General features: G+C 48.7%; 21 protein-coding genes, 1 tRNA gene and 1 pseudogene. All 23 read right to left on the bottom strand.

What is annotated here, in order from left to right:
- Positions 1–62 precede the first annotated feature (62 nt).
- The 23 genes and pseudogenes from FYJ74_RS06455 to FYJ74_RS06350 all read right to left on the bottom strand — a co-directional run bounded on the left by FYJ74_RS06455 (position 63) and on the right by FYJ74_RS06350 (position 23682).
- Entirely contained in the window at positions 63–1229 is a 1167-nt protein-coding gene (locus tag FYJ74_RS06455; protein WP_154528767.1) for a hypothetical protein, read from the bottom strand.
- A 324-nt stretch (positions 1230–1553) separates the two neighbouring features.
- Positions 1554–1787 carry a hypothetical protein gene (locus FYJ74_RS11630; RefSeq protein WP_195838832.1) on the bottom strand — a complete coding sequence of 78 codons (234 nt, stop codon included), beginning with the start codon at positions 1785–1787 and terminating at the stop codon, positions 1554–1556.
- A gap of 360 nt (positions 1788–2147) precedes the next feature.
- Entirely contained in the window at positions 2148–3761 is a 1614-nt protein-coding gene (locus FYJ74_RS06445) for a recombinase family protein (RefSeq protein WP_154528765.1), read from the bottom strand.
- A gap of 622 nt (positions 3762–4383) precedes the next feature.
- Positions 4384–4707, bottom strand: coding sequence for a hypothetical protein (locus tag FYJ74_RS06440; RefSeq protein ID WP_154528764.1), 324 nt, complete (start codon positions 4705–4707; stop codon positions 4384–4386).
- 70 nt (positions 4708–4777) lie between these two features.
- Entirely contained in the window at positions 4778–5197 is a 420-nt protein-coding gene (locus tag FYJ74_RS06435) for a very short patch repair endonuclease (protein ID WP_154528763.1), read from the bottom strand.
- A gap of 20 nt (positions 5198–5217) precedes the next feature.
- Complete coding sequence (locus FYJ74_RS06430) at positions 5218–6117, bottom strand: DUF3883 domain-containing protein (RefSeq protein ID WP_195838831.1); 900 nt, start codon at positions 6115–6117, stop codon at positions 5218–5220.
- On the bottom strand, positions 6092–8035 hold the full coding sequence (locus FYJ74_RS06425) for a DEAD/DEAH box helicase (RefSeq protein WP_154528761.1): 1944 nt from the start codon (positions 8033–8035) through the stop codon (positions 6092–6094). The genes FYJ74_RS06430 and FYJ74_RS06425 overlap by 26 nt, the downstream gene beginning before the upstream one ends.
- A gap of 9 nt (positions 8036–8044) precedes the next feature.
- On the bottom strand, positions 8045–9358 hold the full coding sequence (locus tag FYJ74_RS06420; protein WP_154528760.1) for a hypothetical protein: 1314 nt from the start codon (positions 9356–9358) through the stop codon (positions 8045–8047).
- 58 nt (positions 9359–9416) lie between these two features.
- Complete coding sequence (locus FYJ74_RS06415) at positions 9417–11027, bottom strand: DNA cytosine methyltransferase (protein WP_195838830.1); 1611 nt, start codon at positions 11025–11027, stop codon at positions 9417–9419.
- A 610-nt stretch (positions 11028–11637) separates the two neighbouring features.
- Positions 11638–13164 (bottom strand): recombinase family protein, encoded by a 1527-nt coding sequence (locus FYJ74_RS06410; protein ID WP_154528758.1) that lies wholly within the window; start codon positions 13162–13164, stop codon positions 11638–11640.
- Between the two features lie 4 nt (positions 13165–13168).
- The gene (locus FYJ74_RS06405) at positions 13169–13375 is read right to left on the bottom strand and encodes a hypothetical protein (RefSeq protein WP_154528757.1); all 207 of its coding nucleotides are present in this window, start codon (positions 13373–13375) and stop codon (positions 13169–13171) included.
- A gap of 81 nt (positions 13376–13456) precedes the next feature.
- On the bottom strand, positions 13457–15577 hold the full coding sequence (locus tag FYJ74_RS06400; RefSeq protein ID WP_154528756.1) for a DNA primase family protein: 2121 nt from the start codon (positions 15575–15577) through the stop codon (positions 13457–13459).
- 982 nt (positions 15578–16559) lie between these two features.
- A complete protein-coding gene (locus FYJ74_RS06395) occupies positions 16560–16706 on the bottom strand; it encodes a hypothetical protein (RefSeq protein ID WP_154528755.1) in 147 nt (48 codons plus the stop codon).
- Between the two features lie 75 nt (positions 16707–16781).
- Entirely contained in the window at positions 16782–17132 is a 351-nt protein-coding gene (locus tag FYJ74_RS06390; RefSeq protein WP_154528754.1) for a hypothetical protein, read from the bottom strand.
- Positions 17129–17821 (bottom strand): DUF1643 domain-containing protein, encoded by a 693-nt coding sequence (locus FYJ74_RS06385; protein WP_154528753.1) that lies wholly within the window; start codon positions 17819–17821, stop codon positions 17129–17131. Before FYJ74_RS06385 ends, FYJ74_RS06390 begins: the two co-directional genes overlap by 4 nt.
- 52 nt (positions 17822–17873) lie before the next feature.
- Positions 17874–18245: a DUF6876 family protein gene (locus FYJ74_RS06380; protein WP_154528752.1), complete on the bottom strand. Its 372-nt coding sequence runs from the start codon at positions 18243–18245 to the stop codon at positions 17874–17876.
- A 175-nt stretch (positions 18246–18420) separates the two neighbouring features.
- Entirely contained in the window at positions 18421–18801 is a 381-nt protein-coding gene (locus FYJ74_RS06375; RefSeq protein ID WP_326830894.1) for a DUF6876 family protein, read from the bottom strand.
- A 394-nt stretch (positions 18802–19195) separates the two neighbouring features.
- Positions 19196–19271: transfer RNA gene (locus FYJ74_RS06370), tRNA-Ala, on the bottom strand.
- Positions 19272–19386: 115 nt separating this feature from the next.
- The gene (locus FYJ74_RS06365) at positions 19387–20598 is read right to left on the bottom strand and encodes a DUF3798 domain-containing protein (RefSeq protein WP_154528750.1); all 1212 of its coding nucleotides are present in this window, start codon (positions 20596–20598) and stop codon (positions 19387–19389) included.
- A 160-nt stretch (positions 20599–20758) separates the two neighbouring features.
- Entirely contained in the window at positions 20759–21922 is a 1164-nt protein-coding gene (locus FYJ74_RS06360; RefSeq protein ID WP_195838829.1) for an AbgT family transporter, read from the bottom strand.
- 94 nt (positions 21923–22016) lie between these two features.
- Positions 22017–22523 (bottom strand): annotated as a pseudogene (locus FYJ74_RS11950) (M20/M25/M40 family metallo-hydrolase); the annotation flags it as partial.
- Positions 22524–22955: 432 nt separating this feature from the next.
- The gene (locus tag FYJ74_RS06355; protein WP_154528748.1) at positions 22956–23165 is read right to left on the bottom strand and encodes a TOBE domain-containing protein; all 210 of its coding nucleotides are present in this window, start codon (positions 23163–23165) and stop codon (positions 22956–22958) included.
- 202 nt (positions 23166–23367) lie between these two features.
- The gene (locus FYJ74_RS06350; RefSeq protein WP_154528747.1) at positions 23368–23682 is read right to left on the bottom strand and encodes a DUF4236 domain-containing protein; all 315 of its coding nucleotides are present in this window, start codon (positions 23680–23682) and stop codon (positions 23368–23370) included.
- Positions 23683–23687 lie beyond the last annotated feature (5 nt).

Below are 23687 nucleotides of genomic sequence, written 5' to 3'. Positions count from 1 at the left end.
CCCCTTTCGAATCGTTTGAATTATCGGCCCCGCGCCGCGGAGCCGCTTTCAGCCGCAAAAAACTAGAAAAACTTGACGAGGAACGCCGCTAGGAACACGGAGGCGATCGTGACCGTAGTGAACCCGGCGATGAGCATCTTGGGAAGCACGTGCGAGAGCACGAACTCCCGCTCTTCGTCGCTGCCGCTCAGTTGAGCGGCGACTTCCTCGGAGATGATCAGCGTGCCGGGAAAGCCGATCATGCACGTGGCGCTCAGCGCCGCGGAAAGGCACCAGCTGTACTTGAATATTTTACTCAAAAAGATGGAAGCGATAAAGATGCCGGCGACCGTGGCGCCGAAAACGATGAACAGCGGCCCGAGCAGATCGAGGATCATGCGCGGCGTGGCCTTGGCCAGCCTGATGTAAATGGGGATCATGATCGCGAACATGACCATGCCGTTCGCGTTGCCCAGCGTCATGATGTTCGTCTCGATGAAGCCCAGCTCGTGAAAGACGATGCCGAAAAGCAGCGCCATCACAAAGGGATGCACGGCGTTGCCCAGCAGAGACGCGGCCTTGAAGCTGAGCCAGGCGACGGCGAAAGCCTTGGCGATGTAAACGTAGCTGGTCTGCCAGCGCTGAGGCATCGGCGGGATCACTTTCTCCCACTTGGACGTGCCGGTCTGCCCCGCCGTCAGCGCGCGCTCGCCGGCGGCGAAACGGGCTTTGAGCTTTCTGCCCTCGTGCAGCAGACAGTTGGAAGCGATAGGAATGCCGAAGAAACCCTGCACCGTCAGCAGCATCGTCACGAACACGCCGATCGCCGTCAGCCCTTTGGCGTCGGCCGCCTCGGTCATGATCAGCCCGGCCACGACGCCGCCCGATACCGGGCCGGTCGCCGCCACGGCGTAGTTCCAGCTGATGAAGGGCGACGCGATCAGCAGGATCGCGCCGGCGCCGGCGCACATGCCGAGGAACGACACCGCCACCGTCCTCCACTCCTCGCGCAGTTTGCGGGCATCCATCATGCTGCCCATCTGCACCATCAGCAGGGCGATGAACGACGTGGCCAGCGGCACCATCTTGCTGTCCTCGAAAAGAGTCGTCGGCACCCCGCTCCAGAACAAAGCCAGGAAAATCACCGAGCAGATGAACATCATGCTCACGCGGGCACGGGTCTTCATCGCCAGAAGGTTCGCCGCGGCGTAAACGAGAGCGATGATCGTCAACGCGCTTAACTGATCCATAAATACCCCACCTTTCGGAAATTGGCAACGAAAAATTTTTCAAGCGCTCTTTTTACGTAAGACGCCTCTCCGGAAAAGACGTCTCGGTAAAAACGGGAGAATAAAAAAAGACCGGCCCCCGCATGGGGACCGGTCCTTGATCTTTGCGCCACGACGCGTTAAACGTCGGACCTCAAGGAGATTCCCACGCAATGGACGCCGTAATAGAAGCTAAAGTAGAACTGCTGCGAGCTCATTCTTTTCATGGCGTAGGAACGCTCCTTTCTTTCTCGGTTATCGCCGCGCATTGCGACGAAAATATTTTTACACCCGGACACTAAAAAGTCAATACCTGAACAAGGCAAAGCTTCCCGCATTTTTACTTTTTTCTCCCGCGACGTAGCAGTGCTCCGTTTCGACCCGGCCGATGAACCCGCCGCGGGTCTTCTCGTCGTACCGGGCCAGCGTCGCTGCCGTCACCGCGCCGCCGTCGGCCTTTTCCGCCGCCATGGGCGGCATCACCAGACGGTTTTTCAGCGTCACGTTTTTGATCGTCACAGGTTCCTGCAAAAGTCGCATCGATATCGCTCCTTTCAGCACCGATTTTATGAAGAAAAACAGCTCGAACTTCATTATGGGGCAGCCGGCCCCGATTTCAAGACCGCAATGAAACGACAAAAAACGGCGCCCGAATCGCTTCGGACGCCGTACACTCGTCTGGTGGAGGTAACCCATCCCTATGTGCTCCCTAGACCAAATAGTTATCTGTCGGTCTAGTATCTCAGGCGGATCAGGGCAGCCTTGCCTGCAACTGCTTGATGGGAATCTTTAGCGGGAGCCGAGGGAGGCTCGATACGAGTTTATTTTGCGCACGTCAACGTTTAATCGATTCGTCAAAATTGTATCTATGCGCTAGGGAGCATCGGGAACTATTTTCGATCATACTACTTTCCTGGACTTGCGAGGCGCTTTGAACTCCTCTTTGACTTGCGCAAGGTCTCTTACGACTGTCATAGGTATGATTCCGTCGGCTTGCTTATCAGGCAGGGCGAATTTGTATGTTATCTCGATCCTGTCATGATAGACTGCAACGCTTTCGACATAGTACGATATTATCTGGCGCAGTTTCTTGAGATTTTTCCTTTCCTTCACTTCCTTCCCGTGTTCTTTCATGCCTTCGAGCTGTCGTTGCGATAGAATCAGCAATCTTGCCTCTTTATTGAGCTTATCGATCTGATCTGCGATTTGACGGCGTTTTTCTTCCAATAGCTTTATCTCATCGCTTACTGTTCCGATTGTTATTCCGCTCTGCGAGACGAGTTCGACGATCTTCTGGATCTTATGCTTGATCTCTTCTCCTTCCGATATCAGTCTTTCTTTCTCTTCGACGATTGTTGCCTGTCTTCTCTGTCTGTACAGGATAAGGCTGACGCGTAATTTTTCTATTCCCTGATGACTGAATATATCACGCTCCAGCTGCGCCAGGACGAATCCTTCGATCACTTCCTTCCTTATGCTTCTATTGTCGCAGTGTTTCTTGTAGTCTCTGGTACTACATACATAGAAACGTGTGATGTTGCCGTGACGGTCTTTGATCCTGCTGCCCCACATTGTCCCTTTGCATTCACCGCAGTATATCAGTCCAGACAACAGGTAAGGTTCATGGGCTTTTTCACAGGCAGCGAGTCGTTTGTTCCTGCGTATCTGCATTTGGACTCTGTCAAAGGTATCTTTGTCTATTATCGCCGGCATTCCTCCTTCGATCATGATGCGCTCTTCTTCGGATTTTGGTCTGTGGTTTCTGTTTCCGACTGCATCTTTCTCCTTTCTGAGATTGAATGTATAGATTCCTGTATAGCGGATGTTTTTCAGCAGGTCATGGATGCTGTTCTTGCCGAAGGGATTTCCCCGTTTTGAGCGGTAGCCGTTGGCGTTCAGATATCTGATGATCTGGTTGTACCCCACTCCGTCGGCGTAACTGCTGAATATGTACCGTACTACCATCGCCTCCTCTTCGTTGATGACGTACTTTCTTGTTTCTTTGTCAACGTCATATCCATACGGCGGTATTCCCCCGTTGTGCATACAGCGGTAACCGTTTTCCTTCATTCCTTTCAATGCCTCTCTCGCAAGGTTCTGTGAGTAATAGGCTGCCATGCCTTCAAGCAATGATTCGAGTATCAGGCTCTCGGGCGATCCGTCGAGGTTTTCCAGTACGGAACGCAGTGTTACGCCGTTGAGTTTGAGCTTGCGCTTATAGGCTATGCTGTCGTATCGGTCTCTGCTGAATCTGTCGAGTTTATGGACGATGACGAACTCGAACTTTCCTGTAGCGCTGTCGGCGATCATGCGCTGAAATTCTTCACGCTCCGCATTGGTTCCTGTCTTGGCTGAATCCGCATAGATATCGACGATGACAAGTCCGTTTCTCTTTGCGTATTCCTGGCATGCTCTGACCTGTGCCTCAATGGATTCCTCTCGCTGATTGGTACTTGAATATCTCGCATAGATGACTGCCGTGTTGCTGATTATCCTGGCTCTCCTTGCTGACATGAAATTCCTCCCGATTCTATAAGAAAATATGGTCGATCATATTTTGATCATAATAATAAGATCCAGTCCATTTTTTGACTTTACGGATTTGGAGATGGGAGGCGCGGGACACAGAATCTGAAATCATCATCATCAATCCAATAAAAACAACGCTGAAAGCAAATCTGCTTTCAGCGTAAGGGGCCACAGTATTTTTCCGTAGGAAAAAACTGGGGTTGTGAGTTGTATTTTGATTTTTTGTATTTATTGATTGAATCCCAATGCCTCACTCTTACTGTATCTATGATCTCTGGGAGCTCTGGGACACAGAAAACGACTTTATTCCAATGGTATCCATCAATATAAAAAAGACCTGATTTTCAACCGTCGGGAGAAAATCAGGTTCTTACAGTGGGCCCCAACTTAGTCCCGAAGGACTAAGTTGGGATACCAAACAATTTGAATATTTATTTTTATTATTAGTTGATAGGTATGATACCTATAGAGTCTAGTCTGAGCCTGTCATCAGCTTATCATCAAATACAAAAAGGTCACCCTAGCTACCCTAGCTAAATCTCTGTATAGAATCGACTATTTAGGGTGGCTTGGGAGGTTAAATTCAATAATCGTTCCATAATAAATATTAGCGAATGACATGCCCCTCTAAAATCGTTATCAAATCGAAATAAGACGAGTCTTTGGTCGATTTTAACTCATTGATTGCATCGCTAACTGACATATCTCTGAAAAGACCTTTAAAATGCCTGTCCAGCCCCAGATAATGTAGGATCCCCATCGACTGGAACCCGTGAGTATAATCGCTGTCAAGCCCTAAGATCTTAGAATCTATCTGTCTATGATGCATACCTTCAAACAGAAATGCTTTAACAACAGCCTCGCGCTGGACCGTATTGTAAAGATTATACTCTCGATCCCTTTCGCTTTTATTCAACTTTGGGATATTCATCCTACCCCTCCTCGTACTTTAATTACCACATCGAAGACTTACCATAACTGACATATTCATTATGACAAATCTACTCACTTACTAAATTAACAATTATATCAATGCAAGAAGATAAATCTGTAATGACTTCCATTTCCCAAAAATGGATAGGGAGCCACCCCTTTCCCATAAGCAAGACATCGTTTTTTCTATCTCTTGCCATATTTTCTTCAATTTTCTCTATCCAGTATAACCTATTGTTTTTTAATCGATTCTTTTTGTCTTCCCAGTCTTTTCCATGCCAGAATTCCCCGTCAACAAAGACTGCGATATTGTGTTTAAGGATGGCGATGTCTGGAGAACCAGGAAGTTTTCTATAATTCTTACGATATCGAAATCCTCTTTTCCAGAGTTCCTTAGCCAGCGTGATTTCTGCCTTGCTCTCCTTCAGATGGACATTTGACATACGCTTAGAAATTTCTGGTGTCGTTGATAGCTTCCGGTGTTTCATAGGAGAGCCTCCTATACAAATCACACTTGCTTGATGTGATACGATTCTGCTTCTACAAACCATCCACCATTTTCCATTATAATTATTGCTGGGTTCTGTATTATTTCTGGCGTATATCCAGAATCGCTGATTCTTTTCAAATCCACAAGATACAAATAATACTGTTCAGCTTTGAGTTTTGCGGTCTCATATTCATTTCTTGACCAATAAAAACCGGAATGTGAAATCGCTTTCACTTCAATAAATCTGTCATAACCATTGGATGATTTGCTTTCATAAGAAATCATATCATAACCAGCCATAACATCAACACTAGAAATACTTAATGGTTCCTTGTTGATTCCTGCTTGCCTTAGCCTGGTTACCTCATACTTCCATGCAAACTGTTCCGCTTGCTCTCCATACTCAATGTCACGACGAAGCTTTTTTTGCAACTCTTCAATTGTGACTAACGGCTTTTTCTTTATTACCTTCCGGTAGTTATCGATTCCGATGAAGTATTCTCTATTCCTGATTCTTTCAAATTCGCCTGACTGTTCTAACAGCATTGCTAGCCCCATATATCTCAGGGGAATGTCATTTACATAAATGAAAAACTGGTTCTTTGCTTCATCATAGTGTTTATCACAGTTTATGATCGTAGCGACTTCATTGGCATATGTATCCTTTAGGCTCGCCATCAGAGCAGAATAAAAAGATTCATACGTTTGGCAATCTGAGAGCTTTATATACTCATCATCATGCCGCTGAATCATTGCAGTATTCTGCAGCAGCAATAATGTGTTGTGTAATGCCTGTCCGCGTACCTGTTCAGAAGCAATATCTCGATCATTCTTCAAAACTGTTCCGATTTTTTGAAAAAAGGTGAACATTTCTGAAGGATCTAGCAGACAATCAAATATGTTTAGATCGGTACTCATAATACCCTCGTATAATTGCCTTGATATCGTCTTCATTGTCTTCAAGGAAGTCTTGATTATTCGCAATCAGCGGTATATCCTGACTCTCGATTAGCTCAAGCATTCTTTTCTCTTTTGTGTTGACACGTTCAAACACAACACCATCGATAGTATTTGCAGAATGAATGTAATAATACCGTGTTATATCACTCTGCAGTAAGCCAACACGATGAATTCTATCCTTTGACTGCATATAGGTTCCAGCGTTGAAGCTCTGCTCAAGATATAAAGCATTGTGACAAGTTACATGGAGTGAAATCGATTCACCAACTGCGTGAGGATTTGCTATAACGACATTGAAGGCGGACGGCTTCTCTTTGTCAGTAAATTCATTTATTATTCTTTCGCGGTCTAGGTAATCAGTTTTTCCATAAAGGATCCTATTCTCGACGCCAGACTTACTTAGGTAATCGCTTAGGTCATCACACGTGCCAACAAACTCACACCAAATCACTAGCTTGCCGCCTTCTGCTATAACTCTCTTAGCCAGTTCTCCGGCCTCAATGAATTTGCTGGGGATTTCTGTCTCTTTGTAAGTCCTTATAAGATCCATGATCTCATCACTTACATTGAGATTACTATCAAGTGCCACTCTTGGAACAGATTCATCTAATCCATCATAATAATCATCAAGCCCGCGATTTAGTAAAGCTGGGTTCGAAGCAGCTTGTCTCAACCTAATGATCGCCGATAGTCTATTTGTGGGAGACGATACTCCATCTTCTAGTCTTCCAACAGCCATTCTGGAAATAGCATCGTAAATCCTATCTTGAATAGGAGACATTTGAACACTCTTTGGGGGAAGAAACCACGGTTCAGGTAGCCCCAAGTCGCTTTTCCTAATTCGAATATAGAAAGGAGAAATCCTAGAAATCAATTCACTAATCCTAGGATCGCCTTCACGCTTGCTCATGTTTGCAAGTTGAGGAACTGAAAACCCGATTATATTATGTGATGGCCAGATGAACTTATAGAGGTTAAACAAATCAACATAACTGTTCGGTGCAGGAGTCCCCGTCAAAACCGCTCTTGACCTCGCAAAAGGAGATAGCTGAAGTGTTGCATTGCTCTGAACCCCGTCTTCGACGTTTTTTATTCTATGGGCTTCATCGAGAACTACCATGGTCCTGTTGTTTCTGAGGAAGAACAATAATTTATCAAGTTGACGGCTAACACTCCCATAGCTAACCAGAATCAGATCTAAATCAATGCTTGAACGCATTAGTTCTTTTTCAATACGCTTGTCAGGGGTATTCCCCATGATTTCAAGCACTTTTGGGGCGGTTCCGAAACAGTAGAAATACTCTTTTTTCCATGCTAAAAATGAAGCAAGTGGTCCAACTACCAATAGTTTTTCGATTTCATTGCAGCTAGCTAAATAAGCATAAGCCGCTAATACTGTGGATGTTTTTCCCGCACCAGGGACTGAGAAATTGCAAGCGTTGTGAGAAAACGCAAGATGATACGCAGATAAGATTTGAAACGGCTTCAGGGTTCGAATAAAGCTATCCTGTTTAACACAGTCCAAAAAAGCAGTCAATTCGCTGCTATCAATATTATTATTCCTAATAGCATATGCTTTAGCTGAAAAAGCCCGGAATCGTTCTTCCTCGTTTACTGCATTGCCTAGCAATGAACCAGCATCGGCATCTTTCTCAATATGACATTTAAACCTTCCTTCAAACAATTCAACGGTCTTATGATATAGGTCTAGGACATCGACATTGACGATGGGAATGATTATTTTGTCATTATCCACATGCCCACCGTTCAAATTCTTCAAATAGACTTTAATCCCTCTTATATCCGTCACGTTAAAATCAATAGGGGTTATTACAAACGATTCGTTATCTCCAAGAATACCGATTTTTATTCTCATCTCATGTCCCTAATCAATTTTCATTTTGATTTTTCCAACCAACTTCTGGATTTCTCTGACCTTATCTAACAATTTATCAAGATCAGATATCCTGTCTAAACCAAGATCTAGAAAAGTTGAAAGTTTTTCGAGTTTCTGATAAGCCTGTTGTGCAGTTTTATATGGCGTTTCTTCGTCTGCTTTGCTCACTAAATACGCGTTTTCAGTGCCATAAAGCTGATTCAACGGCTTTTCGGCTTTTTCACGAAAATCATTATTTCGTATCTCCGAAATAGTATCTTCGGTTTCATCAGGATACTTGCTGCGGTATTCATCAATACTAAATATTTCTTCCGATGCTTTCCCAACAGTTTCATCGACGCTTTTGTTGAAATCTTTCCACCTACTCTTGTTCAAGAATATTTTTTTGAAAATTCTAAAATCATGAGTACTCTTTCCCACCCGGATATAGTCAAAATACCTCAGCTGTAAATCGGCAATATCCATATCGTCATAGTCCCAACTTTCATTCTTTGTCCTTCCTCGTTCCAGACTCTTTTTTGTGTCTAGTAAGTTTAGGAAAGACTCCTCATTCCCAAATAATGCAGTATAGATTTCTGGCTCACCAATATATTCCAAGTACTCCGCCATCAATGCATAAACATCTAACCATCTTTGAACGATTTTTATATCACCGTTTGTTAATGCAGCGAAATTAGCAGCTATCTCGCTCAATTCAAATCCATAGTCTTTCTGGTCATGTGCAGCAATATACTTTTGAATAGGGTCGTAATCGACTTTATCTTCTGCCCCGTATTGGTAAAACGACTCATATCTAACAATCTCTTTTTCCGTAAGTACTGTGCCAAGTATTGCCGCCTCAAAGCACTTTAACCCTTCGATATTTGCATGCTGTGTATTGTACTTATCCGGATTCCTATCGATTTCATTCAGCAATCTAAATCTACGGTTACCCGCAAGAATCAAGCCATCAATGGTTACAACTCCTGGTTGAAGCTGTCCTTCCTTGATCAGTGAATTGATCGTGTTTTCATTCTTGTCTTTTTTATATGACCATAAGAACTCCTCTATTTTCTCCACATCCCGAGGATTTTCGTTGCTAAGTCGACGGCCAAGCCGTTTCTGCCACGTTTTCGCCTGTGACAAAAACCGAGTGTTATATGGGTTATATGACAAAAACTGAAGTGGTATTCTATATACGTTTTGAGAACCATGGCCAGGGACTTTAACTGAACTGATAGGTTTACTATCTTCCAATATCGCTTTGAGATGCGCCTTTCTTGCCTCAGCAGAAAGCGGGAAATCTCTGTTAATTACAGGCATTGTTTTCATTCCTTTCCTGGACTATTGTCGACTGCAAATCGTTCATTTCGTTTTTCTGCTACTGCATTTTGTTTACTATCCTTGACATGGTGTAGTATCCAACCAGGATGGCAAACGGCAGATTAGTACCGTGGATCACTTCAACTTCCTTGCTCTGGTCCTCTTTTGGAATAGTGTCATCTATGAATTGCCTGATACTCTCTAGCAGTTCATATGGGCCAAGTCTCTCTGCGGCTTTTCGATCCTCTGTTGTCATGCAATATAGCTTCTGAAATCTTCGATTTGTTGTTGGCAAACTGCGAGATATTTCATGAATAAATGACTCGATTTTTACAAAGAGTACACTTGGAATATCTCTTTTTGTTATACGGGGCGTTAGTACTTTCGCTTTATCTTTTCCTTGACTATAGTGAATTTCTGAATTCCACTTAAACGCACCAGACTCAAAGCTCGAATGGTAATTTGTTAATTCGACCCGGTATGCTGAATAAATCAAGTATGGAATATGATATTTGAATTTTGCCGTTTTCTTTTTGGGTTGTTCTTTCCGGATTTCAAATTTGGCACCGTTCAAATTAAAAAATTGAAGCTGTTCATTATTCTGTTCGTGCTGGATCGGGATGTACTCTTTGGGAACAGGCTCATTTTCTGCTGCTGCAATTGCTACTGCGACTGCATATGAGAGTTTTGGCGGAACAGCATTTCCGACAAGGGTGTGCTTAACGCCCTTTGATTCCCCATAGAACCAAAAATCTATTGGGAAGCTCATCATACATGCCGTTTCTCTGACTGTTGGCAATCGATATCGCCCAACACCATATCCCAAGATCATGGCTTCTCTAGCACTTGCAGTCATAGTCGCCATGACGGTTCGCGCAGGTTTATCAAGGTTTTCTGGGAAAGACATCTTTCCCATATAGCCTTTGTCTTGTTTCAGACGCTTTGCAGTTTTGTACTCAAACTCTGCCAGTTCATAAATGTAATGCTGGTCGGTAACTTGATTTGATTCCAAAGTAAGGTTCGGATAATTGATGTCTGTTATTGGGGCATCATCCATCCTCAATGGGTCACCTAGTGAATCAAGGACTTGCCGCAAAGTCGTTACGTCTTGATTACTTTTCGTTTTTATTGGTTCAGGGAACTCCCCACATAGATAACGCTCCCTATTTGTTGGAGCACCGTAGTATTTCGCATTGTATTTTCCTGATGCCCCATCATGAGGCCGTAAAACGAAATCACCGTCTAGTTCAAAGTCTGCAGCAGTGTATTCCTCTTTGATGTAATCCTTGACTGCCGGAACATTCTCCAACACCCAGTATTTTAAGCATGATCCTTGTTTAAACTTCTTTCGAGCGACAATTTTCAGGTATGCTTCAATCAACTGGATGCCAATCGACTTGTCCGCAGTTCCTGACTTGTTCGAGTGCGAAAAGGACTGACATGGGGGTGAACCAATGATGACTTCAGAATCTGGCACCAATGCTTCAAATTCTTCATCCGGAAGATTGGCGATACGGATAACATCATCCTGAATCACATTTACTCCCGGCTTATTACCTCTATATGTTTTGACTGCCGGCTCCCATTTGTCGACGGCAAATACGATTTCAAATCCCGCTTGGCGGAAGCCTTCTGAAAAACCTCCCCCACCGCAGAAAAAATCAGCCACCCTCATTGCCTTCCCGCCCTCACTTCTATAAATCTTTCAGTTTCAACAATTATGCCTCTGGCATTGACTTATGCTCTCATTACATACAGTCACCCAATATATTTTCACTTCCCCTGATATTCTTTTCTCATATTATTATGCCACCTCATTTTCTAGACAAAAACTCTTTAGTTATATTCCCACACTTACTAAATACACTAAAAACACATTCGCCGCTATATTCTAATGTGTGTATTCTAGCTATGTGATTCGGCTTACTCACAAATCAGTACTGGGTGTACTGGGAGGATAATTTATCACCAACATCTTCTTCCCCATGCTTCCTGTTACGCCCGCCATAATCTAACAGCGTCAAGCGGGTCCTGATTTTCGACCGCAGGGCGAAAATCGGGTTGTAATTGATTATTTTTGAATATATATTGATCTCAAGATAGAAATACCTGCACTCATTACGTTCACTCTGCGCTCATATCACAAGGTGTCCCCCGTATCACTCTTTCATACACGACAGCCGGATATGCCCATATCGGACATATCCGGCTGTGTTAGTATGCAGCTCAGGAACGAGCCCTGTGAGACCTAGGAGGCCCCTCTCGATACAGACGCGCCCCTACTCCACGATCTTGTTGAGATTCAGCTTGACTCGCACATGTTCCTTATCGACTGTCACTGAATCGAGATAGGCTTCCATAAACTCGTAAATCTCAGGCGCTTGAAGTTTCTTGATTTCCGCGCTTCGGATAAGTCCAATCAGCCTCATAACATCGTTCGGCTTGCAGGTCATGCTGTCGCGTTTGTTTTCGAGCTTACTTATTGCCTCCCTGAGCTCCCTGATATTCGCATTAGTTTTTTCGACCTCATCATCCCAGTCAAGGCCGTGCTTTCCGTCAGCTTTCTGTGTCTTCAGACGCTTTAAGGCCTGCTGGTTCTTTTTCAGCAGCTTTTCCTTTTCCGCAAGCTCACGTTCACTGTCCTGAGCCTGTTCGAGTATGAGCGCATTCAGTCTCTCGGTCACGTCCTGAAGCGAAGCGTTGCCGAACAGATCACGGAAGATCTTGTCCATGACATACCGTTCCAGATACTTCCTTCTGATTCTGAGATTGTCGCACAGCTTTTCCCCGTGCTCGTCATTTTTCTTTGTATTCGGGCAACGGTAGCAATCATACGCTGCTTTACCCTTTGACCTGATCGGCTCGTGGTGCATATTACTGTCGCATACGCCACATTTGACAAATCCTGAGAGGATGTATCCGCGTTTGGCCCTCCGGCGTCCGGCGAGGACCTTGTTCTGGGCCATTCTTTTCTGGACTTTCTCAAAAATCTTGTCAGGCACGATCTGCAGCTCTGGTATCTTAGTAACGACGGCCTTGCTTGTGCCTTTGCCGTAGCCATACTCGCCGATATAAATACGGTTATTGAAGATGCTGTTGAAACTGCCGGTACTGAACCGGTCGCCGTTTTTCGTCCTCCAGCCCCGCTGGTCAAGCAGTTTCACAAGGTCGCTGTAGGATTTTCCCTGGGCATACTGCTCAAAGATGAAGGCGGCAATCTCGGACTCCTTGTCATCTATGACATACTTCTTGCGGCCTTCAGCCTCTACTGCTCTGTAGCCGAGTGGGATTTTTCCGCCGTTATAGTTGCCCTGCCTGGCATTGCGGTACATTTCCGAGGACGTATGATCCGCTACCGAATCCGAGTACAGTTCCGCGCCAATTATGAGGCTATACTTGACGAGCTTTCCTGATATGCCGTCGGGCAAAATTTCCAGTGTCGATAGAATTTGTACGCCGTTTTCATTTAATGTGTACTGATCGTTTAAGAAATCTCTTAGATTCCGAGAAAAACGGTCGAGTTTGAATACGATGATCTTCGAGAACAGTCCTTCGGCGCTGTCTTCCAGCATTTGGTTATAGTTGTAGCGGGTAGTTGTCTGAGTGCCGCTTTTCGCTTTGTCGCAATAAGCCTTGGGAACCGTCAGGCCGTTTTCCTGCGCGTAATCGCTGCAGAGCTGAACCTGGCGTTCGATACTTTCAGGGGTTTGAACATCCGTCGAATATCTGGCGTAGATGACGGCTCTCTTGTCGAGCGGTATTTTTCCAAACTTGGCAAGGAGCTTTTTCTTCTCTTGACGGTCCATCGCCCTAATCCTCTTCCTCGTTCTCGTCCATCAGACGCTGATGAATGAAGTACAGCAGGTTGATTGCAGGTGTCAGATCGTTCAAAGTTCTGGCACTTTCTGAACCGTCGTTTTCTCGCATCATCTGTCGGAGATCTTTGATTTTAATGCTTTCGTAATCTTCCAAAGAGCTCCTTTTTATTTTTTTGGTCTTCACTGGCTCAATCTTCATGCACGGGCACCTCAATCCGTATCACTGGAAATAGGAGGGCATGGAGTCACGCCCCATGCCCTCCTATATATTATCCCGCGGCTACTTTACCTTTTTGGCCTTCTTGGACTTGGACTGGGATTCGGCCTCATCGACTTCCTCGTCAGACTGCGCCTTTTTGGCGGCCTTTTGGGCCTTTTTAGGCTTGGATTCGGCCTCGGCGACTTCCTCGTCCGACTGCGCCTTTTTGGCGGCCTTTTCGGCATTGCGGGTACGCAGTTTGTCAAGGTATCTTTGCTGCCTCTCGGGGCTCAACTTCTGCATCTCAGCCATGATCTGGTCGAGAGTCGAAGCCTCCTTGGTATCCTCGCCGATTTCGATATCGATGTCGATATCGTCTTCGGTGCGCAAGCGCCAGCCTTTCAGATGGACCCTGTTTCCGTTACAGCCGACCTTCTCGATTTTCTTCTCGCCGAGGCTTTTTAGTGCGCTTTTAAGAGCATCCCAGTACTTGTTTCCGGAAACCTTGTCCGGCAGTTCTATGCCGTTTTGTTCGCACCAGAGCCTATGCGCATTATAAATTTCAGTTGTGCTAGTCGGCTTGCCGGTGGTGCGGATCATCTTCTCCTCGACGAATCGCTTCATCTGCAGCTCATCGACCGCGTTCGCATAGATTTTGAAATACTCCTCGACCTTGTCCGAATGCGAGAATTCGAAGTTGTTCTCAATCAGGCGCATGGCTCCTTCGAGCGCCCATCTGAGGATTGCGGGCAGCTCACCAAGGAGCTTGTCCAGAAGGTTGACGTCCTTGGCCAGCTCGCCTTCTGCCGGATTCGACGAGAATACCTGCTCAAAAGGTATGATTAGCGCTCTGCGCAGGTTTCCTTGAGAGGTGCCGTTTTTGACGGGCATAATCTCGTTCATGCAATAAACTTGCTTCGCAGTCAGCTTTGCCATGAAGCCTGGCTTCCCTTTATCCTCAACCCAAACGGAGTTTCCGCTTGCAAGAGCCCTGGAAACTTTGAGGTTCACAGCGTCTTTGCCGCTGGCCTCGCTCTCATTGCTGAGGTTGGCGAACTTTCCAATCAACTTGAAGCGGGCAAATTTATTGGTGTTGATTTCCTCCAGCGACAAGCCGATAGTGCCTTGTGCGTGCCCCAAAAGCGCTTCCAAAACACCCAAAAGCACTGACTTACCGTTGCCGCCCGGGCCTATGAGATAAAATATCTTTTCAGCCTTGCAGGTGTCAAGCAAGAGATAGCCGCACATTTCCTGTACGACCTTGATGAGGTCCTCGTCGTTACGGAACGTGCTTTGAAGGTAGTATTCGAAGTTCGGACATTCGCAGTCCTCCTTGATCGGCACTGGAACCTGACGGGTCGTGTACACCTCGTCAGTATGAGAGCGTTTATACAGTTCGCCGTCCATGAAATAGACAAGGCCGTTCTGTACATTCACGTATTTTTTACCGCTCTTCAGGGTCGTGCATGAAGGGGATTCCTGCGGAAGCATTTGCCATAGTTCCTTTGGGAACCCCTTCCACATGTGGGGAGCGGCACGATTGTAGTGTATCCTGAGCAGTTGATTGATTTCACGCAAATGCAGATCCTGCTGCTTCCAAATTCCGTTGCAGTACACACTGAGCTGCGGCGGATTGTCTTCAGTCAAGACGATCGGGAGAGAACTCATCACATAATCCAGATAAAGATTAGGGTTGAAGTTCCCCGTGTCAGGACACCAGACGTTGTTGGCCTTGTTCCAGCGGGTGAAAATGCCGATCTCGGGCAGTTCGCTCCTGAAGAACCTGAGCATTTCCAGAGGCGAGTTCAAAGGTTCGTCCGTCTCTTTGTCCTTTCGAAACGAGAAGTCCTCGTTTGGGTACAGCCTTTCGAGCTCTTGACGTGAGAAGCATTTTTTGATCTCCTCTGCCGTACAGCCAAAGTCCGTGCAGTCGAAACCATCGACAAGGGCCGACTCTTTGTTGAAGATCAGGCCTTGGTAGTATCTGTAGTACTTAGGCGCCAGCTTCTTGTCGTGAGCCTTTTTGGCGAACTCGATAGCCAGCGGGTATCTCCCGGCGCTGACCAGCATCATTATAACAAGCTTGGCCAGTTTCTTGTCGAGCTCACCCTGCTTTTGCTGCTCGCAGAGCTCTTTGAACTTCGGGCAGCGATTGCACAAGCGGTTTCTTTCGTCAGCTGAAAAATCGGAATCGTGGTACATATTTGTACTCCTCCATCTATAAAATTACTCAAAACGCAGACGGAGGCCGTAGATTATATATAATATGTCTTTCATTTTCTCTATGGTGCGTGGTTCTTTAGCGCGGTCTCGACTAGCGAGGTTCCGTCACTCCATAGACTGCTATTATTATACGGACCGCTGAAAGCCGTCCAGGTTCTTATGACCTGTATCAGTGTGATCGGCTTACGCGCTGCAACGCGGCGGACGTCTAAGAAACGGCTTTAGCAAGTGGTCCTTGTCAATTTCCTGAGCACCGCAGCCTGACGCCTTGTCGGTTATTGAGTTCTGCCTGCGCAACCGGTTACACAGCGTTCAAGCGTTGAAAGGGATTGCCAGGGGTGCCCTGCTCATATAATGTGGGTCCCCGCTGAAATCAATTCCGGCATTAGGTCCGTCTTACGCTCTGCTGCGTCCGAAAGCGGGACGAATCTCGGCGGGTTGCCCTGTTCATATAATACGGGTCTCCGCTGAAATCACTTTCGGTCTTAGGTCCGACTCATGCATTGCAGTGCTGCGTTCAAGAGCGGAACTAATCTCGGCGGGTTGCCCTTTAAAAAATTTAATCAATACGTAGTTGGCCTTTTCACACCTCCTGTGGAGGCGGCCGTCTGCGTTTTGAATGAGCGAATGATAACATGTCTGACCTTTCCTGTCAATCTTTTCTTCTTGATAATATCGCTAATGGCAAAACTTATCCACAACGCGATAAAATTAACGCTGTTTACATATGACTACTTTTTGTTATCTTTTTTCAATGGCATTTCATCTCTTTTTCAAAAAGCCGCCTTCTTTTCCAGTCAGTATATTTTATATTTGATTATCAATGCAACAAAAAGACAACAAATCAACATGACTCAAAATGCATTTTATCGTCCGAACGACAATTTTATATTTTTCAGATTCATTCATAGAAAAAAATAGCGCCCGACATTTCTGCCGGACGCTATAGCTGTAATCCAATCTATTTGCGCCTGGGACGGTCCCGCCCCTCCTTGCCGCCTTTGCCGTTCGTCTTATGCGCCGTGTAAATGGCGATTCCGAGCATGACGCCTTTGGTAAAGAGTTTCACTGCCGCTCCCGTGGCTGCCGCTGTCAATGCGCTAATCATCGTCGTTCTCTTCCTTTTCGTCTTCCATGGCGATGAGCACGCCAAGGCTTGCCGCTAATCCCGCCATGAGGTAGATCATTCCTTCGTCGCCTTCCTTATAAAACGCACCGGCATGATAACGTTCACTCCGAACTCGTTGTTGTTGAGATAGAGCTGATTCACGTAGTCGCCTTTCGGTGTCGTTATAGTGTCCTCACCCTCACAGTCGGATTCATTCAGGCTGGCATATCGCGATTTGATAGTTTTCAAGTCGGATTTTCGCTCGGCTACGATGATGATTCCTCCATCGCTGTTAGTGCCCCTCGATTCCCCATATAATTCGTCAATTTGATTACTGAGTCTTTCGATTTCATCATAGACTTCATAAGGCAGCTTGGCTTTGAGATTTTGCTGTTCGATATCTGCTGTTTTGCTGATGACAATCACTTTGCCGCCTCCTTCTGCGGTTGCTGATCGGTAATGTTATCAGGGACACTTGGGATACTGCGGTCCTGTTCGCTCTTGCAGGGATCGTCGGTATCTGCGGCTTTAGCTTCCTGTGATTTCGACTTGCGTTTTACTTTGGGCTTAGGCTGCTTTTCTTCCTTGGATGCGATCGGCTCTGGAATTTCATACGGGTTCAATATCCAGTGCGAGCGAATCTGAGGCGCAAGTGGATGGAATCCTGACTCTCCGCTCTCGTTGCCGATTTCGCACAGCTTTTCCTTAAACGGTTCCAGTCTGGCAAGCAGTTTGTCCTGCACGGCTCTGACTTTGACGCTGGTCTCGCCGATTCGTCCCCACGCAATGATGACTTTGTCGGCTTTCTGCGCGGCTTTGACGATCTGGTCGAAGTTCTCGTCCTCAGCTTCGATATCGTCTTTGACGCTGAGTCTCAGCGTGATTTTCGAGACAAGGTTTGCTGTGGTTACGGAACCGTAGCCGAGCGCCGTGATATTGTTGAGGATGTACATGGTCGTAAAATCGAGGGCAATGGTTCCGGCTGTGCTTGGATTGGTCATGATGATGAGGGCCTTGGGCTTTTTCACATCCCACTCGCGGTGCAGAAGATATCTGCGCGTCCTGTCGTCTGAATAGACTGCTTCTGTTCTTACAAGCATTTTCTCGGTCTGCATGGTATTTTCCTCCTTGATAGTTTAAGCTGGGTTTGACTGTGACTGCATTTATCTAGTATTCACTGGGCAGCAGCAGGACGCCGTTGTCCAGATAGAGTTTGATTCCCTCGGGCAGCGGGAAATCGGTATAGCTGATCGCGTCGCTCAACAGCACATGCCCGTTGCCGTCGTCGCAGGTCAGCGTCGCCGTGTCGTCCTGACGGCGTTCCAGTGTCCAGACCTGAAATTCTTCGTTGCGGATTTTCTCTTCCATTTGATAGGATGCGATATGATTGACGAGCCAATAGGCTTCGCACATGTCGATCATGACTTTCACTCCGTCGGTGATGACCGGAGCGTTTTTGAACGGGCAGACTTTCCAATAATGAGAGGTCCCTGTCTGCATGGCTAATGCTGATTTGATGTCTTCTGCGCTGTGCTTCATGGTTATTCCTCCTTTTTGAATAGAAAAAGCGAGCTATCCCATTTCGGGATAGCTCGCTCTCTGTTTGTTGTTTTGCTGTTCGGCTGCTTGTTACGATAGGTTTTGCCGTGCGCGGCAGTTTCCTGTGATGCTCATGCCGCGAACTTCCATGGACTGATTGCTGACTGCGATTGCACTAGTATTCTGTCGGCAGCATGATAACGTCGTTCGTCATGTAAAGCGTGATTCCCTCGGACAGCGGGAAATCGGTGTAGTTTATTTCTTCCTGCGAGATGATCTTGCCGTTGCCGTCGTCGCAGATAAGCGTTGCATGATGGTTTTCTTTCATGATGAGACGCCACACCTGGAAATACTCTTTGCTGTAAGGTTCCGTTTGCTGTACCGTGCAGATCTTGTCCACGAGCCAAAATGCCTCGCAAAGCTCGGCCATGTCCTTGACACCCTCGGTTATCACGGGCGCTTTATCGAGCAAACTCACTTTATAGCACTGGCTGCTTCCTGTTCTGAAGCTCAGTATCGTTCTTATATAAGCAGGCTGGTGTTTCACTGTGTTCATTCCTTTCTGAGTGTCCCAGTGTCCCGCGTCGATATGCTGGCATGACTGTCGTGTCTATTATACATTACCTGGACGGTTCTGAATGTATCCGCGTATCCCCCGCGTCCCGCCTATCGCATCCGTGCGCGTTTACAAAAAGGTCACCCCGGCCACCCTTCGCAAATGCTGTCACAGACTTGCGAGGGGCACTAGGGTAACCTTTTTTGAGTTCTTTTTTCTCATGACACGCCACTGAGCCGAGACGAAATAGATTTTTTCTCCTGTACATGACACTCACGGCTCTGGATGCTCCGAGGTATCCACCGCGTCCCGCCTGTTTGCATCGAGATACAAAAAAGGCCTTCCTCTTCAGGAAGGCCTTCTATTTGTTAGACCTTTCGGTCTAGGTATCACATGGTGGAGGTAAGGGGATTCGAACCCCTGACCTTTTGAATGCCATTCAAACGCTCTCCCAGCTGAGCTATACCCCCAGATGCGCCGCCCATGTTCCCGGACGACTCGTGCATATTAGCACGACTTCATCAAAATTGCAAGAGCCACGGTTTTTTATTTCCCGTCCCGCAGGCGGGATCGCCCCGACGCTCCCTAGTGGATCTTCAGGTACTTTTCGGGCACTTCGATGTCGGTCATGTGCTGCGGGCCGGCGCCGAGCATGTAGGTGTCCTGAAGGATGAGGATATGGTTCTTCGACTCCACGTCGGTCTGCGCGTCGGCGTAGTAACGTCCCTTCCAGGAGGAGTTCGGCGACTCGGCGTCGAAGAATTTGATGACTTTGGGGATCTCGAAGTAACGGCGGAACTTCTGGTGCGTGACGCCCTGATTGATGCAGTCGACGGCGAACTCGCCCAGCGCCTTGGAGGTGGTGAAGCCCAGAGAGTAGGCCCAGACGCCCATGCGTCCGCCGGCGCCGCGCGCGACCACGGTGTCTTCGACGCGCTTGAGGATCGCTTCGAAGTTGCCGCTCACGTCGGCCAGGTCAAGCCCCAGCGCTCCGGGATAGCCCATCAGCGGCGAGGGCAGGTCGGCTTCGATGAAGTAGCCGCCGTGCTCGACGATGCTCTTCAGCATCGGTTCGGTCTGCGCGTCGTTGGTGCAGAAGAAGGCCGTATCCTTGCCGTACTTGTCGATCCAGGTGGGCATCTTTTCGAGGATGAACTGCTGCGCGCCGGCCACGCCCACGTCGCTGGTGGGATCGGGAGCGGTCTCGAAGTGGAAGCCGAGGCCGATGTCCTTGCAGGTCTGCTCCATGATCATGCGGCGGCGGGAAAGAAGCTCGTAGCTCATGTGGCGGGGGAAGGAGATGTGCACGAAGTTCTTGCAGCCCAGGCGCTTGGCCAGGACGATGTTCAGATAGCCGCGCGACAGGTTGTCGTTGCCGACGGTGAGGTCGGAGATGCTGTCGATGACGCTGGGATCCTCATGAGCTTCGCCGACGAAGAGCAGCATCTCGGGACGCTTCTCGCGGATGCGGCGGAACGCCTCGGTCGTGCCGGGGATGCCCTGGTTGACGATGACCGCCTTCATCAGCGGATCGTCGGCAAACGACGCGATCTGGGAGATCGTCGTCTCCTGCTCGGTCATGAAACTGTCGGGATACGTCACGTGCTTGATCATGCCGCCGTTCGTCACGTCGCCGTATTTCTGGATCAGCGCTTCGGCGCCGCGAAGGTCGTCCTCCGACTGCGAGACCGTGCCCGTGCAGATGCCGATGTGGAACTTCGCCGGCTCCGCCGCGCAGGCCGCCCCCGCGAACAACGCCGCGCCCAAAAACAACGCCGCCAGATGGTACTTTTTCATACTTTCTGCCTCCTTTTATCAATTGATTCGATGTGTGTAACAAACCACGCTGAATTTTATTATATTTTAAATCAGCAGTCAAGAAGTAAAGATCCGCACGTTCTTCCATAGAAACGGGCCCTGCGCTTGAGACGCCGGGGCCGAACTTTCGCCGCCCGAATTACAGAATCCCGGCGGGCAGGTGCAGAGGCGCGCCGGGCCCCACCGGCAGTCCGGCGAGGAACCAGGCGATGGCGAAGACGATCCACGCCACCTGGGCGATGAAGATCGTCGGGATGCAGTTGGCGATGAAAGTGCCCAGTTTCATGTCCTTGTCATACTTCTCGTTGACCACCGCCAAGCACATGTACAGATACGGGCTGACCGGCGAGAGCGCGTTGGTGGGCGAGTCGCCGATGCGGTACAGCAGCTGGATCCATGCGGGGTGATAGTTCATCAGCATGAGCATGGGCACGAACACGGGCCCGAGAAACGTCCACTTGGCCGACCCCGAGGTCATGAACAGGTTGATGAAGATCACCAGGATCACAAGGGCTACGAACATGGGAATGCCGGTAAAGTTGACGGCCTTGAGGAAATCGGCCCCGGCGATCGCCAGCAGCACGCCCAAGTTCGTCCAGCCGAACAGCGCCGTGAACTGGCCGGCCGTAAAGCAGAACGCCACAAAGGAAGCCATGCTGGCCATGGCCTTGGTGAAAATCTTGGAGAGATCGCGTTCGCTCTTGATGACGCCCACGGTCTTGCCGTAAACGATGCCGCAGATCAGGAACATGAACAGGATCAGCGGAATCAAGCCTTTCAGGAACAAACTGCCGATAACGCCGCCCGTCTGAGGGTTGGCCAGCGGCCCGGCGTAAATGCCCGCCACAATCACGACAGCGTAAACGAGCAGGGCGACGCCGGCTTTGCGCAGTCCCTTGCGCTCGAGATCGGTCAGCGGCTTGGTCGTGTCGAGCATCGTTTCCCCTTTATAAGGGCCGACGCGCTTTTCGATCAGATGGTTCGTGCACCAGCCCACGATCAGCGTGATCAGGATCGTGGAACAGAACATGAAATACCAGTTGCAGGCGCTGTCGACCTCGAACGTGGCGTCCGGCCCGAGCAGGACCTTGATCGAAGTGTTGGTGATGCCCGCCAGCAGCGAGTCGGTGCCGGCGATGAAAAGGTTGGCCGAGAAGCCGAGGTTGGCGCTCAGCCAGCCGCAGAACATGCCGACAATCGGGCTGCGCCCGGCGCCCATAAAAGCCAGCGCTCCCAGCGGCGGCACAAGCACCGAGCACGTATCGGAGGCAAGATTGCCGCAGGTGCCGATCAGGGCGATCACGTAGGGCAGGATCGCGCCGTTGACGCCGCCCGCTGAACTTGAAGATCACGCGCGCGTTGGCCAGCGAACGGTACATCAGGCCGTTGTAAACGTTGGGATGCCACGTCAGGCAGAAATCGACGCCGTCGAAACACCCCTCGCGCACCATGAAGGCCTTGCCGGCGCCGCTTTCTTCGGCGGGACAGCCGAAGTAAACGACGGTTCCCGGTTCGCCGCTCTCCCGCAGATATTCGGCCAGCGCGCAAGCCGCTTCCATATTGCCGCTGCCGAGCAGATGATGGCCGCAGCCGTGCCCGCAAGCTCCCGGGATCAGCGGCGACTCTTCGGTGCAGTCGGCCTTCTGGCTCAGACCGGGCAGCGCGTCGTATTCGCCGAGAAATCCGATCACCGGGCCGCCGTCTCCCCACTCGGCCCTGAAAGCCGTGGGAATGCCGCCGATGCCGCGAGTCACCTTGAAGTCGCGCGCTTCGAGAAACTTTGCCTGCAGCTCGGCCGACTTCACCTCTTGAAAACGACATTCCGCAAAATCCCAGATCTGGTCGCTGACCGCCTCGAATTCCTTCTCGTGCGATTTGAGAATCGCCTTCAGCCGCTCGTCCATCGCCGTTCCCTCCTCATGAAAAACGCCGCCTCAAACAGCGCCTCGCACACAGAAAAGCGAGGCCAGTGCATAGAATATAAATCCTCATCTTTCCAAAGTCAACGATCGCTCTTTATCAAAGAAATTTTTCTCTTCGAACGAAATGACGCTTGTTTTGCAAACCGACTCGTCCCGGGAATCTCGAATCGACGCCGTGCCGGTCACAAAGAAAAAGAAGGAGCCCGGCTCTCAAGCCGAACTCCTCCGATTGAGAAAACAATAAAGACTCCCGTCCTGTCTTGCGGAACGGAAGCTCCGTCCTTGCGGGGAGAACCGTATCCTACTCGAGGCTATCAGGCCGGCCCCTTAGCCCCGATCGGCGCAAAACGCCCCCGTGTTCCGGGAAACAAGCCCTCCGTAAGCTCGGCCGCCTCGTTGCAGCGAATACGGGAATCAGTCCTTGGCGGGAATCACGTGAATCGCCTTGATCAACAGATGCACTTTGTCGCCGGGCTTAAGATCCAGCTCGGCCACGGAATCTGTCGTCAGCACGGAGCTGAGTTTGCCTGCGGCATCAAGAGTGCATTCGATCTGCGACATGATCTCGCCCTTTTTCACCGCCTGGACCGTCGCCATCAGATCGTTGCGAACGCCGTATTTCATAAAAAGACCTCCTTCAATTTTATTTTGACCATGAATCGATATTAAACTATCATCGCCTCGCCCGATTGTCAATGAATCCACTATAAATATTATTCTTTGAAGAGATATCCAAACGCCGACAAACATTCTTGCAGTTCAACCGGCCGCCTCCGGACAAAAAAGTTCCGGCTCTTTCGAACCGGAACCCGTCTCTCCGAAAAAATCATTTCGCGCCGCCCAAAAATCCGCCGATAAACGGCCCAGCGTACTGCCAGATCAGATAGACCGCGATCACGACCAGCATGACGATCTTGAGGATCCTTTTAAAGCCGGCCGTGCCCGCGTTCTTGGGCATCACGTCGCCCAGCTTCTTGCGATAGGAAACGCCCTTGCCCAGGCCGAGATTGCCGAAGATGCCGTTCGTGCCGACGTTGACGCTCTTCCCCTTCGGGCCGATCGTGGCGCTCACGCCGGTTTTGCTGATGTTGATGCTGACGCCGGGCAGAATTTTGATGCTCTTTTTAAAGCGCAACCCCATATTGT

Source organism: Pyramidobacter porci (assembly GCF_009695745.1).
GTDB classification, from domain to species: domain Bacteria; phylum Synergistota; class Synergistia; order Synergistales; family Dethiosulfovibrionaceae; genus Pyramidobacter; species Pyramidobacter porci.
The sequence above is the reverse complement of the archived record's forward strand: the minus strand, read 5'-3'. Positions and strand labels throughout refer to the sequence as shown.